Origin of the sequence: Paracoccus broussonetiae (genome assembly GCF_031854425.1) — a bacterium.
Taxonomy (GTDB): domain Bacteria; phylum Pseudomonadota; class Alphaproteobacteria; order Rhodobacterales; family Rhodobacteraceae; genus Paracoccus; species Paracoccus broussonetiae.
In genome coordinates this window covers 1-15,349 of sequence record NZ_JAVRQI010000003.1, presented here as the reverse complement: position 1 = coordinate 15,349, position 15,349 = coordinate 1, and the positions used below count along the sequence as shown (strand labels likewise).

Below are 15,349 nucleotides of genomic sequence, written 5' to 3'. Positions count from 1 at the left end.
CCCCATTCAGTTGGCTGGCGGGGTCGCCGGCACAACGCTTTCGGGTTGGGGCGGGCTGGCCAGGGATTCCGGCATCGGGGTCAGCTTGACGCCCGCGTTCTCGCCCAAGGGCTGGCCCTCGCGGTTGGTTTCGTCCGGCGCCACAGGCTCTTCCTCGGGCGCGGCGATTTCGACCGAGGGGATGGCGGTGACGACCGACAGCGCGGCGGTGCTGGCACCCGGCACAGGGTTCGCGCGATCCGCGCCGTCATTGCGCAGATAGTCGAAGAACTGCCCCTCGGGCTGGATCACAAGCGAGCTGTTCTCGCCCTTCAACGCGCGCTCATACGACGTCATCGAGCGGGTGAAGGCGAAGAACTCGGGATCGCGGCCAAAGGCTTCCGCATAGATCGCGTTCCGGCGGGCATCGGCCTCACCACGGACGATCTCGGCCTTCTTGCGCGCCTCCGAGGTCAGCTCGACCACGGTCCGGTCGGCAGCGGCGCGGACGCGCTGCGCCGCTTCACCACCACGAGCGATCTCGTCCGCAGCTTCGCGCTCACGCTCGGCACGCATCCGGGCATAGGTCGCGGTCAGGTTCTGCTCGGGCAGGTCGGTGCGGGTCAGGCGGACGTCGATGACGCGCACGCCCAGATCCTTGGCGTTTTCGCGCGCAAGATCGCGGATCTGGTTCATCAGCGGCGTGCGGTCGTCGGACAGCACCGTGGTCGAGGGCACCGAACCCAGCACCTGACGGATGGCGTTGGTCACGATATCGGCCAGACGCTGCTGGGCGAACTGGATGCCGCCTGCAGCGGTGGCGCGGCGGAACTGCACGACATCGGTTATCTGCCAGCGCGCAAAGGCGTCGACGACCAGCCGGCGGTCATCCAGGGGCGTCACCTCCATCGGGGGCGTCGGGATGCCCAGGATCCGCGCGTCATAGCGCACGATGTTGTCGATGAAGGGCACCTTCAGGCCCATGCCTGGGTTTTCCCGCACGTCGACCACCTCGCCGAAGCGCATGACAAGGGCCTTTTCGCGCACATCGACGATATAGATCGAAGCCGAGGCGATCAGGACCACGACCGCGACAAAGGGCAGGACCAGAATGGAAAGCGCTCGCTGCATTACTGGTTCCCCCCGGTGGCGGTGCCGGCGCTGCCGGTGGTGGTGGTCGTGGAATTCGTGGTCGGGCGGGGACGCAGCTGGTCAAGCGGCAGATAGGGCACGACGCCCTGTCCGGCATTTCCGTCCAGGATGATCTTGTTGGCCTGGCCCAGAACTTTCTCCATCGTTTCCATGTACATGCGGCGACGCGTCACGTCGGGCGCCTTGATGTATTCGTCATAGACCGAGTTGAAGCGCGCGGCTTCACCCTGGGCAGTGTTCACGGCTTCGGCGCGATAGGCTTCGGACCGTTCGATCACGGCGGCGGCTTCGCCGCGCGCGCTGGCAAGGACGCGGTTCGCATAGGCATCCGCTTCCTTCTCCAGCCGGTCGCGTTCCTGCTGGGCGGCCTGCACTTCGCGGAAGCTGTCGATGACCTCGCGCGGCGGGTCGGCGCGGTCAAGGTTGACCCGGACCACGTTGATCCCGGCCTCATAGGCGTCCAGCGTGTTCTGCACCGAAAGCTTCAGGTCCTCGCCGATGGTGCCGCGGTCGCGGTTCAGGATCGGCGCCAGTTCCGAACGCGCGACGATGTCGCGCATCGCCGATTCAGCGACGGCGCGAATGGTGTCGTCCGGATCGGCCAGGTTGAACAGGTATTTCTCGGGGTCCGAGATGTTCCAGACCACCTGATAGGCCATGTCGACGATATTCTGGTCGCGGGTCAGCATCAGACCGCTGTCCATCGGTCCGGCGCGGCCGGTCCCGATCTCGGTCGTGCGTTCGGCTGAAACCGGAACGACCTCGGCCTTGACGACCGGCCAGGGGGCAAAGTTGAGGCCCTCTTCACCGGTGGCGAAGGGACGGCCGAACAGCAGCTCGACCGAGCGTTCCTCGGGGTTGACGGTGTAGAAGGACATGAATGCCCAGACCGCGACCGCGCCAAGGGCAACAAGGCCCCAGCTCCCCCGGCTCATGGACAGTTGCGGTCCGGAACGGCGCGGACCGCCGCCGCGGGGGCCGCCACCGCCACCCTGCCCGCCCTTGCCGCCCATCAGGACGCGCAGCCGGTCCTGGCCCTTGCGGACCAACTCCTCGATCTCGGGCATCTGCTGGTCGCCGCGACGGGGGCCGCGCGGCTCCTCGTCCCGGTTGCCGCCGGCATTGCCCCAGGGGCGCTGGCCCCCTTTGGGAGGCTCGTTGCCCCCCTTGCCGTCATCTCCTCCGCTGCCCCATGGGCCTTGTCCCGCCATGCGTCTCTTGCCTCGTCTGATACTCTTGCGACTGTTTCAGGTTCAAACTGGTGCCGGACGGCAAATAATCAAGCCGAACCAACGGTTTTGTCAGCATGTGCGCCGCCGATATGCCGCACCGGACGCCGCATCGTGACCATTTCCTCGGCCAGGGTGGGGTGAACGGCGATGGCGGCGTCGAAATCGGCCTTGCTGGCGCCCATTCCCATCGGGATCGCGACCAGCTGGATCATCTCGCCCGCCTCGGGTCCGAAGATGTGGCAACCGACGACCTTGTCCGTCTCGGCATCGACCAGCAGCTTCATCACCGCCCGCGCATCCGATCCGGCAAAGATCGACCGCATCGGCCGGAAGCTGGCCAGATAAACCTTGTGCGGACCGGCTGCCGCGGCCTCTTCCTCGGTCAAGCCGATGGTCGCGACCTCGTGCGGGCGGACATAGACGGCCGAGCCAACCAGCCGGTGATCGACCTTGCGCGGATTGGCCCCGAAGACGGTGTCGGCGAAGCTGTGGCCTTCGCGGATCGCAACCGGGGTCAGGTTCACGCGGTCGGTCACGTCGCCCACGGCAAAGACCGAAGGGACCGAGCTTTGCGACCATTCATCGACCAGCACCTCGCCCTTGCGGCCAAGCTTGACGCCCGCCTCGGCAAGTCCAAGGCCCTTGGTGTTCGGCACGCGACCGGTCGCGAACATGACCGCGTCATAGATCTCGGCACTGCCATCGGGCCACAGGACGCGGATCTTGTCGCCGTCCTTTTCCAGCGCCGCAGGAGTGGTTTCCAGCTTCAGCTCGACCCCGATCACGCGCAACTGTTCGGTCGCGTGGCGGCGCAGTTCCTCGTCAAAGCCGCGCAGCACGGCGTCGCCGCGATAGGTCAGCACGGTTTCGGCCCCCAGCCCGGCCAGAATCGTCGCGAATTCGCAGGCGATGAAACCGCCGCCGACCACCAGCACCCGGCCTGGCAGGCTTTCCATCAGGAAAAGGTCGTCCGAGATCATCCCCAGCTCCTCGCCGGGAATGCCGGGGCGCTGCGGGTGGCCGCCCGTCGCGACCAGCACATGCTTGGCGGTGACACGGGTGCCATCGGCCAGCTCGACCGTATGCGCGTCGTGCAGGCGGGCGCGCTGCTTGTGGATTTCGACATCGGCGGCGACCAGCCCGCCGGTATAGGCCCCCTCAAGCCGGGTCAGTTCGGCGTCCAGCTTGTGGCGGAACATCACCCAGTCGAAGGGCCCGGCGCTGGCGGTGGTCCAGCCATAGCCGCGCGCCTCGGTCGCCAGCGCCTCGGCCTGCGAGGCAAAGACCATCAGCTTTTTCGGAACGCAGCCACGGATGACGCAGGTGCCGCCCATGCGGCTTTCCTCGGCCAGACCGACGCGGGCGCCGTATTCGCTGGCCGCAATCCGCGCGGCGCGGACCCCGCCCGAACCCCCGCCGATCACGAACAGATCATAATCGAAAGTCATTCCAGATCCTCACGCCGCAACTCGACGACCGAGCCATCGGGACAACCGATGATGGCAAGGCTGCAGATATTCAGGAAAAGCCCGTGTTCAACCACCCCCGCGATCGAGGACAGTCCGCGGGCCAGCGCGCGGGCATCATGGATCTGCTCCAGCGCGAGGTCGAGGATCAGGTTGCTTTCGTCGGTCAGGACGGGCTTGCCATCCCTTTCGCGCAGGATCGCCGGGCGTTCGGCCATGCCCAGCTCCTCCAGCACGCGCTCGATATGGGTGCGGGTCGACTGCCAGCCAAAGGGGATCACCTCGACCGGCAGCTTGAACTTGCCAAGGCAGTCCACGACCTTGCCCTGATCGGCGACGACCACCATCCGGTCCGAGGCGGTGGCGACGATCTTTTCGCGCAGATGCGCGGCACCGCCGCCCTTGATCAGGTTCAGGTCGGGATCGACCTCGTCCGCGCCGTCGATGGTCAGGTCAAGCCAGCCCAGATCGTCCAGCTCCATCACCACCAGCCCCAGTTCGCGGGCCTGGTCCGCCGTCGCCTTCGAGGTCGAGGCGCAGCGCAGGTCCATCCCCTCGGCGTGGACGCGCTCGGCCAGGCGGTCAACGAAGACCTTGGCGGTGGAGCCGGTGCCAAGGCCAAGCTTCATGCCGTTCTCGACCAGTTGTACGGCGGCGCGGGCGGCGGCGTCCTTGGAAAGATCGATGGTTGCGGGGTCGGTCATGGCGGCAGCTCCGAAGGCGGGAATTCTGTTGCAGGGATTGGCCCATGCGGGCAGTCGCGATCCTTATACGCAGAAGCCCGCCTGCGGGCCAACTGCCGCGCGCCGAAAAAACACCCGAAGGGCCGCTCGCCTGCGACGTGGGCGCGATTGCCTCGGGGCGCGGGCTCGCCTAATCATGCCGGCATGAAGATACCTGACACATATGCCGTGGTCATCACGGCCGCGGGCCGGGGCACGCGCGCGGGCGGTGATGTCGCCAAGCAATGGCGCGACCTTGCCGGGGAAAGCGTCATCCTGCGCAGCATCGCGGCTTTCGCGGAATTCCCCCGCATCGTCGTCACCCTGCCGCCCGATGACATGGCCCGCGGCGTCGCCGAACTGGCCGGTCCCGTCGTGCTGGTCGCCGGGGGCGAGACGCGCAGCGCCAGCATCCGTGCCGCGCTTGAGACGCTGGACGGAAGCGGCGTCACCCATGTGCTGATCCATGACGGCGCACGCCCGCTGGTCCCGCCCCATGTGATCGAGGGCGTCGTCGCCGCGCTGGAGGCTGGGGCCGAGGCTGCGGCACCCGCCCTGCCCGTGACCGACGCGCTGTGGCGGGCCGAGGGCGGACATGTCACTGGCACCGCCAGCCGCGAGGGGTTGCTGCGCGCGCAGACCCCCCAAGGTTTCCGTCTGGCCAGCATTCTTGCCGCGCATCGCGCATTTCCCGAAGGCGGGGCGGACGATGTCGAACTGGCGCTGCGCGCCGGCTTGGCCGTGACCGCCACCGCCGGGGACGAAGACAATCTGAAATTGACCTGGCCGCAGGATTTCCGGCGCGCCGAACGCATTCTGGGGGCCGCTATGGACATTCGCCTGGGCAACGGTTTCGACGTGCATGCCTTTACCGAAGGGGACCATGTCTGGCTTTGCGGGGTCAGGATCCCGCATGACAAGGCCCTGCTGGGTCATTCCGACGCCGATGTCGGGATGCACGCACTGACCGACGCAATCTATGGCGCGCTGGCGCAGGGGGATATCGGCCGCCACTTCCCGCCCTCGGACCCGCAATGGAAGGGGGCGGAAAGCCACATTTTCCTGCGCCACGCGGGCGAGCTTGCGCGCGAGATGGGCTATACCATTTCGAACGCCGACGTGACGCTGATCTGTGAACAGCCGAAGGTCGGCCCCCATGCCGGCGCGATGCAGCTGCGTCTGTCCGAGATCCTCGGGATCACGCCCGACCGTGTCAGCGTCAAGGCGACGACCTCGGAACGGCTAGGCTTTACCGGGCGCGGCGAAGGCATCGCCTCGATCGCGACGGCCACGCTGGTCAAGGGGTGAACATGGAACGCCAGATCGCGACATTCTTCGGCGTGGGCCTGCTGCGCCCCGCACCCGGCACATGGGGATCGGCGGCGGCGGTCGCGTTGGCCGTCCTTGCCTGCGAGTTGGGTGCATCGCTGCTGGTTCCCGTGGGTGTCGTCCTGGCGACGCTGCTGGGCTTCTGGGCGGTTCCCCGCGTGACCGCCGCCAGCGCGGACAAGGATCCGTCCGAAATCGTCATCGACGAGGTAGCCGGGCAATGGCTGGCCATGTGCTTCACCGTCATCCCGCTGTGGCGGCACGGCGTGTCGATCCTGGACGCGTGGCCGGGCTTCGTCGCGCCGTTCCTGCTGTTCCGGCTGTTCGATATCTGGAAGCCGTGGCTGGTCGGGCGCGCCGATCGCAGGGGGGACGCCGCGGGCGTGATGCTGGACGACCTGTGGGCGGGCTTGTTCGCGGGCGTCGTATCGGTGATCCTTGCCGGGCTGTATCACGGGCTGCTGGAGCCGATGCTGTGACCGCCGCCGAAGTCCTGGACCTGGCCCGCGCGCGCGGGGTGATGATCGCGACCGCCGAAAGCTGCACCGGCGGGCTGATCTCGGGGCGGCTGACCGACATCGCCGGTTCATCGGACGTGGTCGAGCGCGGCTTCGTCACTTATTCCAACGCGGCCAAGATCGAGATGCTGGGTATCCGCCCCGAGACGCTTGAGGCGCATGGCGCTGTCAGCGAAGAAATCGCCGCCGAGATGGCGCAAGGGGCCTTGGCGCGGTCCCAAGCGGGGCTTGCCGTTTCGGTCACTGGCATCGCCGGGCCCGGCGGGTCCGAACACAAGCCCGAAGGTCGCGTCTGCTTCGGTATTGCCGATGCCTGGGGCGTCCGGACCGAGACCATCGAATTCGGCGCCATCGGCCGTGCCGAAGTGCGTGCCGCGACCGTCGATCACGCGCTGCGACTGCTGACGGCTGCGCTGCGGGGCTAGGCCCCGCGCAGCAGGTCGATCAGGCGACCCACATCGTCCTCATGCGTGGCCCAGCTTGTGACCAGACGCACGGTGACCGGCTCTCCGGCTGCGGGGGGGCGATCCTGCCACAGGTGATAGGCAGCGCCATGCGCCCGCGCACGGTCATGGGCCGCGGCAGGAATCCGGGCAAAGACCTCGTTCGCCTGAACCGAAACCATGAGCGTGCCCCCGGCCTGTTCGATCCCCTGCCCCAGGCGGCTGGCCATCGCGTTCGCGTGGCGCGCCAGATCCAGCCACAACCCGTCCTGGGCCAGCGCCAGCATTTGCGCTGCCAGATAACGCTGCTTGGAATAGACCTGCCCGGCCTGCTTGCGACGGTAGTCGAACCCCTTCGCATCGGCCGGGTCGAAAAAGACGACCGCCTCGGCGGCAAGCGCGCCGTTCTTGGTGCCGCCGAAGCACAGCGCATCGACGCCGGCGCGCAGGGTCAAGTCTGCGGCGTCGCATCCCAGACCGGCAACCGCATTGGCGAAGCGTGCGCCGTCCATGTGCAATTTCAGCCCGGCGTCATGCGCGATCCCGGCCAATGCCGCGACCTCGTCCGGGGCATAGCAGGTCCCCCATTCGGTCGCGTTGGTGATCGAGACCATCGCGTTCTGTCCGTCGTTCAGGCTGCCCGCGGCGCCAAAGCGGATCGCCTCGGCCAGGGTGTCGGGGGTGAACTTGCCGTTTTCGCCCGCCAACGGCACCAGCTTCGCGCCGTGGCTGTAAAACTCCGGCGCGGCGCATTCGTCGCGATGGATATGGGCGCTGTCGTGGCAATAGATCCGGCCATAGCTGGGCGAAAGCTGCGCACAGACCAGCGCGTTCGCTCCGGTCCCGGTCGCGACAAAGCGGATGACCGCATCGGGCGCATCCAGAAGCTCGCGATAGGCGGCCTCGGCGCGCGCGGTCACGGGGTCCGCGCCATAGGACCCCATCGCGCCATCGTTGCAGTCGGACAATGCCTTAAGGACTTTCGGGTGAACGCCATGCACATTGTCCGATGCGAAATTCATGCCAGATCCTCGATGATGTAATCGTCCCAATCGTCCTCGGTCACGGTCAGCTCACTGACCGTGCGGTCGCGAATGCTGATCCCGGCCTGATGGACGGATTCGCGGTCGCCCGAAATCAGGTAATGCCAAGGATAAAGCGGCTTCCCCTCGGACCGCAGGCGATAGGCGCAGGTTGCGGGCAGCCACCATGCGATCTCTTTCAGCTTCTTCGGCGTCAGGACGATGCAATCGGGCACGAACTTGTGCCTTTCGGCATAGTTCGAACATTGGCAGCTATGCCCGTCCAGAAGCTTGCAGGCGACGCGCGTAAAGGCCAGCTCGCCCGTATCCTCATACTCGATCTTGTTCAGGCAGCATTTGCCGCAGCCGTCGCACAGCGCCTCCCATTCGTCGGGCTTCAGGCGGTTCAGCGGCAATTCCCAGAAACGCTCTCTCATCAGCGCACCGCCAGAATCTCGCGCGCGCGGGCGCTGTCCTGATCCATCTGCGCGATCAGGGCCTCAAGGCTGTCGAACTTCATCTCCGGGCGCAGGAACTCGACCAGGGCAACGGACAGGTGTTCGCCGTAAAGGTTGGCCTTGAAGTCGAAGATATGGCTTTCAAGATTGGGGCGGTTCTCGCCGAACATCGGCCGCACGCCCAGATTGGCAACCCCGGCATAGCTGCCGCGTTCGGGACCGGTCAGCACGTCGACCTGAACCGCATAGATGCCGAAACGGGGCAAATGCAGGCCGCTGACCGCCATGTTCGCGGTCGGATAGCCAAGGTCGCGCCCGCGCTTGTCGCCATGCAGCACCTCGCCATCGATACGATGCCAATGGCCCAGCATCCGTTCCGCGTCGCGGGTCCGTCCTTCGGTCAGCGCAGTGCGGATCGCGGTCGAGCTGTATTCGTCCTGCCCGTCACCGATCAGCGGCGCGATGGTGACGCCAAAGCCCATCTCGCGCCCCAGTTGCGTCAGCGTCTGCGCATTGCCGGACCGCTTGCGCCCAAAGCAGAAATCCGCGCCAACCGTGACATGGCTGACCCCCAGACCGTCGACCAGCACCTCGCGCGCGAAATCCTCGGGGGCAAGGCCCGCCAGCACGGTGTCGAAGGGAAGCTCGTAAAGATGCTCGACCCCCAGCCGGGCCAGCCGGTTCGCGCGCGATTCCGCGTTCATCAGGCGAAATGGGGCAGAATCGGGCTGAAAGACCTCGCGCGGGTGCGGCTCAAAGGTGATGACTCCAAGTGGCGCATCGGCGGCGGCGCGCGCGGCATCGATCACCGAACGGTGTCCAAGATGCACGCCGTCGAAGTTTCCCATGGCGACGGTTGCACCACGGGCCGCAAGCGGCAGCCCCTTCCAGTCGTGATGGATGCGCAATCAGGCCCCCGATGGGCCAGCAGATGGCCCGGTCAGTCGAATTTCCGGCTTGGCGCCAGAACCAGCGCCTCGCCCTTCAGCACGACCGTATCGCCGACGAGGCACCGGGTTGCAAGGGTGACGCGCCGCCGCGCATGTTCGATCGCCTCGACTGTCACTTCGGCGCGCACCATGTCGCCGGGCCGGACGGGAGCCATGAATTTCAGCGTCTGCCCCAGATAGACGGTGCCATGACCGGGCAATTGTTCACCAATCACGGCCGAGATCAGGCCCGCAGTCAGCATCCCATGCGCGATCCGCCCCTCGAAGATGGTGTCGCGTGCATAGGTTTCGTCCAGATGCACGGGGTTGTGGTCGGTCGAGACCTGAGCGAACAGCTCGATATCCTCGTCGGTCACCACCTTCAGCAGGTACCGCGACATCCCGATCTCAAGATCCTCGATGACGATTGTGCCACGGGGTTGATTGTCCAGCATCATCCACGCCTCCGCCTCTCCGTTCCGCTGCATAGCAGCATCGCGGTTGACGCGCAAGGATATTACGTCAGGATAGGAAATTCGTCGCAGATGTTACCGGGGCGTCAGCGCAACCGACCCATGCTGTAGCGCGGGCCAGCCCCGCGCTGGTTCAACCAGTCCAGCAACAGCGGATGTTCCGGGTTCTCGACATCCACCCCGAACTGGTCGAAGGCCAGACCGCCGGTGATGAAGATCGCATCGATCCCCTCGCCCGCCGCGCCAAGGATGTCGGTCGCAATCCCGTCGCCCACCGCAAGAATGCGCGCATCCGCTTCCAGCCCCAGCTTGCGGCGCGCAAGGTCATAGATCGGGGGATGGGGCTTGCCGAAGTAAAGCGAGGTGCCGCCCATCTGCTCATAATATTCGGCAAGGGCACCGGCGCAGTAAAGCCGCGTCTCGCCAAGGTCGACGATCACGTCCGGGTTGGCACAAAGCAGTTTCAGCCCGCGCTGCTTCGCGATCATCAAACGGGCGTGATAGTCCTCGGGCGTCTCGGTGGTGTCGTCGAAAAGACCGGTGCAGACGATGCCCTCGGCCTCGTCCAGCGGGACGCGGCGGATCGGTTCGGCGCCCTGCCATTCGGGGGGGATGTCGGCGAAGAAGCCTTCGTCCTTTTCCATCGCAATGGCCCAGACCTTGTGACCGACCGCGCCCGCGAACATCGCATCCTGCGCCGCATCGCCCGAACTGACGATCAGATCCCAGGCGTCGCGCGGCACGTTCATGCGATCAAGCTGCGCCTCGACATATTTCCACGGGCGCGGCGCGTTGGTCAGCAGGACGACACGCCCGCCCCTTGCGCGGAATCCCTGAAGTGCTGCGACGGCGGCCGGATAGGCCGCCACGCCATTGTGCAGGCAGCCCCACAGGTCGCAGAACAGCACGTCGTAATCGGCCGAAATATCGGCCAGCGAATTGATGATCTGCGTCATGAGGGCCTGCCTGATTAGATCGAGAGGGCGGGAATGATCTGCTTCTTGCGCGACATGATGCCGGGCAGAACTACCGTGTCGCCCGAAACGGTGGCGTTGAAGCTTTTCTCGGCCACGGTTTTCACGAAGTCGTTCGGGATCAGCAGCGTCGCCTCTTCCTTCAGGATGTCGACGACGAACAGCAGCACCTCGTCGGCACCATCGGCAGCGGCGACGGCGGGCATGGCGGCCATCAGCGCGGCCTTGCGGTCCAGCACGACCTTGGGCGAAGTGGTCTCAAGGACCGAGACGCGCAACTGCTTGCCGCCCAGCTCGTATTCCTTGCTGTCCATGCGCAGCAGCGCCTCTTCCGAGAAGGCCGAGACATCGGATTTCGCGGCGAACATCTCGGCCGCGAATTGCGGGATAGAGATGCCCAGATCCTTGGCCAGCTTTTCGGCCACGAAGCGGTCATGCGGGGTCGTGGTCGGGCTGCGGAATTCCAGCGTGTCCGACAGGATGCAGGTCAGCATCGCACCCTTGATCGCGCGGGGGGCGCGCGCCAGATCCTCGTCGCCGATCAGGTCGTGCATGATCGTCGCGGTGCAGGCCAGCGGACGGATGGTGATGTTGATCGGCAGGCGCGTCTTGATGCCGCCGGCCAGCAGGTGGTGGTCGATGATCTCGATCACCTCGGCCTCGTTGATCGAGGCGGGCAGCTCGGCCGGGTTGTTGGTGTCGACGATCACGCATTTCTCGCCCGGCACCAGGTCGGAAATGATCTGGGGCTTGGCGATGTCCCATTTCGACAGCATCCAGGCGGCTTCGGTGTTCGGCTCGCCTTGCAGCACGGCGACCGCGGGCTCCTTGCGGACCTCGGACAGGTACCACGCCCAGATGACGGGAGAGCCGGTCGAGTCGGTATCGGGTGCCTTGTGGCCGAGAACCTTGATCATGGAAGCTACCTTCACGAGAGCGGAAAAAGTCGCGGGCCTTATAGGGCTTGGCGGCAGGGATGTCTATTGACTGAGCGACAGGCCGGCATTCACCGCCAGCGCCAGAAGCACCGTATTGTGGAAGAAGGAAAAGGCGGAATGCGCCAGCGTGATGCGCCGCATCCGGCTGTCCAGCGTGGTGACATCCGCAGTCTGTGCCGCCATGCCCAGCGTGAAGCTGTAGTAAAGGAAATCCCAGATCCCGGCATCCTCGCCCGCGCCAAGTCCCGGAAAGCCAAGCCCCCGCGTCTCGGCCCCATGGCGGTCGCGTGCATACCAAAGGCTGGCATAGTGAAAGGCCATGACGGTGTGGATCATCGCCCAGCCCAGCGGGACCAGCACCAGCGCCAGCGCGGGCCGCAGCGCCAGCCCGGCATGGGGAGCGCGCAAAGTCAGCATGATCGCATAAAGGCTGATCGCGACCGAGATCATGGCGAGGGGGACGATGATCCTCATGCCCTCGTCATCGGCATCGGCGGTGCGGCGCAGCATCTCGGCATCCAGCCGGCGCATCAGCAGGGCGGTCAGCACCAGATAGCTGAGGCAGAAGATGACCGAGAACAGCAGCAGCCGGTCCACCGCCTGCAACCCGTGCGCGGCAAGACCGATGACCAGCCCCAGCAGAAAGCTCAGCAGGAAACGCCGATGCCGCCGCAGGTCGTGAAGCATCAGACGGGTGTCTGCTGGTGCTGCAGGATCCGCCAGTCGCCATCGCGCCGGATCCAGGTCGTCGTGCAAAGCGCGCGATACGCATCGGCCCCCGAACGGCGCGCCGTCGCGCGATAGGCAAGGACGCAGACCTCGTTCGTCTCGACGACGGCGCGGTCGGTCATGCTGATTTCCTGCCAGCGCGGAACCGCACCAAGCCGCTCGACCACCTTGCGCCGGCTGAGGATGCCGGTCGGCGCGAAGGCCATGACGCAGGTTTCGTCAAGCTTGCGGACCGCCTCGGCCACTCCGGCCAGCCAGAAGTCCCGTTCCTCGCGCCAAAGCTCATCCGCCATTCGCCAGCCCTCCCTGCGGCTTGATCTGAGTAATGGTCCAGCCCGACTTGCCCAGCAGCGACAGGACGCCCCCCTCGCCTGCAAGGTGCAACGCGCCAAAACCCGCGACGATCCCCTTGCCCTGACGTGCCGCCTGCGCTGCGGCCTTTTCCAGCGGCCCGATCCAGTGGCGGTTGCGCTGATCCATCAGCGTCCGCTGCGCGAATTCGACCTGCCGGTCGACCTCGGCCCTCGACAGGCCCGAATTGCGATAGGCATCGAAGCGGCCGAACTCCCAGATCAGCCAGCTGTCACCGGCGAAATAGGCGTCGGTCAGCGTCACGGCGTAATCGTCGGCATATTCCGCAGCGGGCATGGCGGCTCGGATCATGTCGATCTCTTCCCCGGGCGACATGCCGTCGAACAGCGAGAATACGGTGTCCCACGGCTCAAGCGCCTTGACCGGAACGCCGGATTTCTCGGCCCGCTGGACCAGAAGATGATCAAGGCCCCCGGTCTCGCCGGACTGGCGCACCTGCTTCAGCATGCAGGGCGAGATGCTGAGCAGGACCGAGACATACCAGGGCCGCATCCGGCTGGTCACGACGGCGGGAATGCCCCGGACCTCCATCGCCTTCCACAGCGCCTCCCAATCGTCTTCGGACATGCGTTCGGGCAGCGTTGGGCCGGTCGCGTCCATGATCAGCGCGGGATCGCTGCGCATCGCATCGGCCAGCCGCGCCTCCTCCTTCGGGCCGGCCTCGACCAGCAGCGCGCCCGCGGTATCAAGATCTGGCCCGAATTGCGCCAGCGTCAGATCGTGGCGGGGATCGTCGAAATGATAGGTTCCGATCAGCGTGATCCGCTGGTCGCCCTTGACCGCCTGCCAGAACAGCCCGTGGTGATAGGGCACCCTCTCGGCCGCGGCGCGCAATTCGGCCTGCGATTTCGAGGGCAGCGCCTCAAGCAGGTTGCGCCCGACGCATTCCGCCGCGGCCGGCAGGGCAAGCCCTGCGGCGATCAGAAGGGCGGGAAGCAGGCGGGACAGGCGCATGGCAGGATTCCTTGAATTATCGCGGAAGCATGGCACGGGCGTCGCAGCCTTGCCAGCCCGCAGCGCGCCCCTGCCCGGGTCAGCGGCCTAACCCGGTGGCGGCAATTCCTGCGGCGGGGACTTGCCGTCCAGGACCGCGCGCCAGATCCGTTCGACCTGCCCGGCCTTTGCCGCCCAGGTGAAACGCTCGGCAATCTGGGTCCGCGCCGCGCGAGCCTGCGCCGGCAGGACCGAGGGATCGGCGGCAATCGCCTGCAACCTGTCGCGCAGCGCGGCGACGATCCGGGGCCTTTGGCCAAGGGGCACGCGATAGCCCGTCGCATCCGAGACAAGCTCGCCCGGCCCGGCGTAATCGACGACGACCGGCACAACCCCCAAGGCCATCGCCTCAAGCACCACTCCGCCGCCGAATTCGCGCACCGAGGGAAAGACCAGAAGCTGCGCCTGCGCGGCCACGTCCTGCACCGCGCCATGTTCAAGCCAGCCGTGGAAATTCACCCGCTCGCCGACGCCTTCGCGCTGGACCAGCGCATGCAGGTCCGCCGCCTGCGGGCCGTCGCCGATGATGTCGAGCGTCATGCTGCCAGCGCGAAGCAGCGGCAACGCCGCCTCGATCGCCATGTCCGCCCCCTTGTAGGGGACAAGCCGCCCGATGAAGCATCCGCGCAGGGGAAGCGTGCCGGGCTGGGGCGCGATCCGCGTGAAGCGGGCCGGGTCCACGGCATTTTCGGGCAACCAGACGGTCTTTTCCCGGAACCGCGCGGGGATCTCGCTGCGCGTATGGGCAGAGCCGCAGATGATCGCACTGGCCGCGGCCAGCGTCGATGTACGCCCCGGCAGCGCCTTGTAGGCGCCCCGGACATAGGACAGCCATTCCCGTTCGCGCCGTCTTTCGGCATCGAACCCCTTCGGCCAGGGCACCCCGCCGTTCAGCGGCCCAAGGACAAACGGCACCCGTGCCGCCTTGCATCTGGGCGCGATGCTGCTTGAGGCGGTGGGCGTCAGGGGCGTGACGCGATGCACGATGTCATATTCACCCGCCCGGATCGCGGCGCCAAAGCGACGCCACACCAAACGCTCGAAATAGCCATAGCCCAGGGTCGTGACCGCCGTCTTCATCGTCCAGCCCACGCCCTTGCCCATGCTGAGACGCTCGGCCAGTTTCCACAGCGGTGCGGCCAGTTTCTCGCTGTCGATGGCGGTGAAATCGCGCCCCTCGACCAACCCGGCACGCAGAAAGGCGTCACGGTTGCGGATCTGGGTCACGATATGGACATCCGCCACCTCGCGCAGGGCACTGGCCAGCGACCAGCCCACCAGTGGAACCGATACCCATTCGGGATTGGCCGCCTCGGCCAGTACAAGCGCCCTGATCCGCCGTTCCAACATCCGCTCCTGCCCGTCCGGTCCCCGAGGCGTAGCCGTCCGCGGGATTTTGCGTCAAGCATCTTCGGCGCGGATTTTCGCCATCATCTCCGTTGACAGGGCCGGGGGGCAATCTTAGATGGGCTGCACTGGCACTCACCAAGATCGAGTGCCAACAATAAAAACAGCAACCTGTAACACCGGAGTGTTCACATGGCTTTCAAACCGCTGCACGACCGCGTTCTGGTCCGTCGCGTCCAGTCGGACGAGAAGACCAAGGGCGGCCTGATCATC

General features: G+C 66.2%; 17 protein-coding genes and 1 pseudogene. 4 read left to right on the top strand and 14 right to left on the bottom strand.

Features of this window, described 5'->3' with window-relative positions:
* Window positions 1–6: 6 nt before the first annotated feature.
* From hflC to rpiA, 4 genes are all read right to left on the bottom strand, one after another.
* Window positions 7–1,110 (bottom strand): protease modulator HflC, encoded by a 1,104-nt coding sequence (gene hflC / locus RM190_RS04265; protein WP_311758166.1) that lies wholly within the window; start codon window positions 1,108–1,110, stop codon window positions 7–9.
* Window positions 1,110–2,342: an FtsH protease activity modulator HflK gene (gene hflK, locus RM190_RS04260; RefSeq protein WP_311758165.1), complete on the bottom strand. Its 1,233-nt coding sequence runs from the start codon at window positions 2,340–2,342 to the stop codon at window positions 1,110–1,112. The genes hflC and hflK overlap by 1 nt, the downstream gene beginning before the upstream one ends.
* 68 nt (window positions 2,343–2,410) lie before the next feature.
* The gene (gene gorA, locus RM190_RS04255) at window positions 2,411–3,811 is read right to left on the bottom strand and encodes a glutathione-disulfide reductase (protein ID WP_311758164.1); all 1,401 of its coding nucleotides are present in this window, start codon (window positions 3,809–3,811) and stop codon (window positions 2,411–2,413) included.
* On the bottom strand, window positions 3,808–4,533 hold the full coding sequence (rpiA, locus tag RM190_RS04250) for a ribose-5-phosphate isomerase RpiA (RefSeq protein WP_311758163.1): 726 nt from the start codon (window positions 4,531–4,533) through the stop codon (window positions 3,808–3,810). Before rpiA ends, gorA begins: the two co-directional genes overlap by 4 nt.
* A 183-nt stretch (window positions 4,534–4,716) precedes the next feature.
* On the opposite strand from rpiA, the gene RM190_RS04245 reads away from it, so the two are divergent.
* From RM190_RS04245 to RM190_RS04235, 3 genes are read left to right on the top strand one after another with little or no spacing between them, the layout of a single operon-like run.
* The gene (locus RM190_RS04245) at window positions 4,717–5,859 is read left to right on the top strand and encodes a bifunctional 2-C-methyl-D-erythritol 4-phosphate cytidylyltransferase/2-C-methyl-D-erythritol 2,4-cyclodiphosphate synthase (RefSeq protein WP_311758162.1); all 1,143 of its coding nucleotides are present in this window, start codon (window positions 4,717–4,719) and stop codon (window positions 5,857–5,859) included.
* 2 nt (window positions 5,860–5,861) lie between these two features.
* Entirely contained in the window at window positions 5,862–6,359 is a 498-nt protein-coding gene (locus RM190_RS04240) for a phosphatidylglycerophosphatase A family protein (RefSeq protein WP_311758161.1), read from the top strand.
* Window positions 6,356–6,823: a CinA family protein gene (locus tag RM190_RS04235; RefSeq protein WP_311758160.1), complete on the top strand. Its 468-nt coding sequence runs from the start codon at window positions 6,356–6,358 to the stop codon at window positions 6,821–6,823. Before RM190_RS04240 ends, RM190_RS04235 begins: the two co-directional genes overlap by 4 nt.
* Here the strand turns inward: RM190_RS04235 and RM190_RS04230 are convergent.
* From RM190_RS04230 to RM190_RS04185, 10 genes are all read right to left on the bottom strand, one after another.
* Window positions 6,820–7,863 carry a threonine aldolase family protein gene (locus tag RM190_RS04230; protein WP_311758159.1) on the bottom strand — a complete coding sequence of 348 codons (1,044 nt, stop codon included), beginning with the start codon at window positions 7,861–7,863 and terminating at the stop codon, window positions 6,820–6,822. The genes RM190_RS04235 and RM190_RS04230 overlap by 4 nt on opposite strands.
* Window positions 7,860–8,300: a YcgN family cysteine cluster protein gene (locus RM190_RS04225; protein WP_311758158.1), complete on the bottom strand. Its 441-nt coding sequence runs from the start codon at window positions 8,298–8,300 to the stop codon at window positions 7,860–7,862. The genes RM190_RS04230 and RM190_RS04225 overlap by 4 nt, the downstream gene beginning before the upstream one ends.
* Window positions 8,300–9,229 (bottom strand): bifunctional riboflavin kinase/FAD synthetase, encoded by a 930-nt coding sequence (locus RM190_RS04220; protein WP_311758157.1) that lies wholly within the window; start codon window positions 9,227–9,229, stop codon window positions 8,300–8,302. Before RM190_RS04220 ends, RM190_RS04225 begins: the two co-directional genes overlap by 1 nt.
* A 32-nt stretch (window positions 9,230–9,261) precedes the next feature.
* Window positions 9,262–9,705, bottom strand: coding sequence for a MaoC family dehydratase (locus RM190_RS04215; RefSeq protein ID WP_311758156.1), 444 nt, complete (start codon window positions 9,703–9,705; stop codon window positions 9,262–9,264).
* 104 nt (window positions 9,706–9,809) lie between these two features.
* Window positions 9,810–10,679 carry a TIGR01459 family HAD-type hydrolase gene (locus RM190_RS04210; RefSeq protein ID WP_311758155.1) on the bottom strand — a complete coding sequence of 290 codons (870 nt, stop codon included), beginning with the start codon at window positions 10,677–10,679 and terminating at the stop codon, window positions 9,810–9,812.
* Between the two features lie 14 nt (window positions 10,680–10,693).
* Complete coding sequence (locus tag RM190_RS04205; RefSeq protein ID WP_311758154.1) at window positions 10,694–11,614, bottom strand: manganese-dependent inorganic pyrophosphatase; 921 nt, start codon at window positions 11,612–11,614, stop codon at window positions 10,694–10,696.
* A gap of 63 nt (window positions 11,615–11,677) precedes the next feature.
* On the bottom strand, window positions 11,678–12,322 hold the full coding sequence (locus RM190_RS04200; RefSeq protein ID WP_311758153.1) for a DUF1345 domain-containing protein: 645 nt from the start codon (window positions 12,320–12,322) through the stop codon (window positions 11,678–11,680).
* Window positions 12,322–12,657, bottom strand: coding sequence for a nuclear transport factor 2 family protein (locus tag RM190_RS04195; RefSeq protein WP_311758152.1), 336 nt, complete (start codon window positions 12,655–12,657; stop codon window positions 12,322–12,324). The genes RM190_RS04200 and RM190_RS04195 overlap by 1 nt, the downstream gene beginning before the upstream one ends.
* A complete protein-coding gene (locus RM190_RS04190; protein WP_311758151.1) occupies window positions 12,647–13,690 on the bottom strand; it encodes a TraB/GumN family protein in 1,044 nt (347 codons plus the stop codon). Before RM190_RS04190 ends, RM190_RS04195 begins: the two co-directional genes overlap by 11 nt.
* 87 nt (window positions 13,691–13,777) lie before the next feature.
* On the bottom strand, window positions 13,778–15,079 hold the full coding sequence (locus tag RM190_RS04185; RefSeq protein ID WP_311758150.1) for a glycosyltransferase family 4 protein: 1,302 nt from the start codon (window positions 15,077–15,079) through the stop codon (window positions 13,778–13,780).
* A gap of 189 nt (window positions 15,080–15,268) precedes the next feature.
* On the opposite strand from RM190_RS04185, the pseudogene RM190_RS04180 reads away from it, so the two are divergent.
* Window positions 15,269–15,349: pseudogene (locus tag RM190_RS04180) on the top strand (co-chaperone GroES); the annotation flags it as partial.

Excerpts from the sequence above, each read along its gene's own strand:
- hflC (WP_311758166.1), bottom strand. The coding sequence starts at position 1,110 with ATGCAGCGAGCGCTTTCCATTCTGGTCCTGCCCTTTGTCGCGGTCGTG.
- hflK (WP_311758165.1), bottom strand. The coding sequence starts at position 2,342 with ATGGCGGGACAAGGCCCATGGGGCAGCGGAGGAGATGACGGCAAGGGG.
- gorA (WP_311758164.1), bottom strand. The coding sequence starts at position 3,811 with ATGACTTTCGATTATGATCTGTTCGTGATCGGCGGGGGTTCGGGCGGG.
- rpiA (WP_311758163.1), bottom strand. The coding sequence starts at position 4,533 with ATGACCGACCCCGCAACCATCGATCTTTCCAAGGACGCCGCCGCCCGC.
- RM190_RS04245 (WP_311758162.1), top strand. The coding sequence starts at position 4,717 with ATGAAGATACCTGACACATATGCCGTGGTCATCACGGCCGCGGGCCGG.
- RM190_RS04240 (WP_311758161.1), top strand. The coding sequence starts at position 5,862 with ATGGAACGCCAGATCGCGACATTCTTCGGCGTGGGCCTGCTGCGCCCC.
- RM190_RS04230 (WP_311758159.1), bottom strand. The coding sequence starts at position 7,863 with ATGAATTTCGCATCGGACAATGTGCATGGCGTTCACCCGAAAGTCCTT.
- RM190_RS04225 (WP_311758158.1), bottom strand. The coding sequence starts at position 8,300 with ATGAGAGAGCGTTTCTGGGAATTGCCGCTGAACCGCCTGAAGCCCGAC.
- RM190_RS04215 (WP_311758156.1), bottom strand. The coding sequence starts at position 9,705 with ATGCTGGACAATCAACCCCGTGGCACAATCGTCATCGAGGATCTTGAG.
- RM190_RS04210 (WP_311758155.1), bottom strand. The coding sequence starts at position 10,679 with ATGACGCAGATCATCAATTCGCTGGCCGATATTTCGGCCGATTACGAC.
- RM190_RS04205 (WP_311758154.1), bottom strand. The coding sequence starts at position 11,614 with ATGATCAAGGTTCTCGGCCACAAGGCACCCGATACCGACTCGACCGGC.
- RM190_RS04200 (WP_311758153.1), bottom strand. The coding sequence starts at position 12,322 with ATGCTTCACGACCTGCGGCGGCATCGGCGTTTCCTGCTGAGCTTTCTG.
- RM190_RS04195 (WP_311758152.1), bottom strand. The coding sequence starts at position 12,657 with ATGGCGGATGAGCTTTGGCGCGAGGAACGGGACTTCTGGCTGGCCGGA.
- RM190_RS04190 (WP_311758151.1), bottom strand. The coding sequence starts at position 13,690 with ATGCGCCTGTCCCGCCTGCTTCCCGCCCTTCTGATCGCCGCAGGGCTT.
- RM190_RS04185 (WP_311758150.1), bottom strand. The coding sequence starts at position 15,079 with ATGTTGGAACGGCGGATCAGGGCGCTTGTACTGGCCGAGGCGGCCAAT.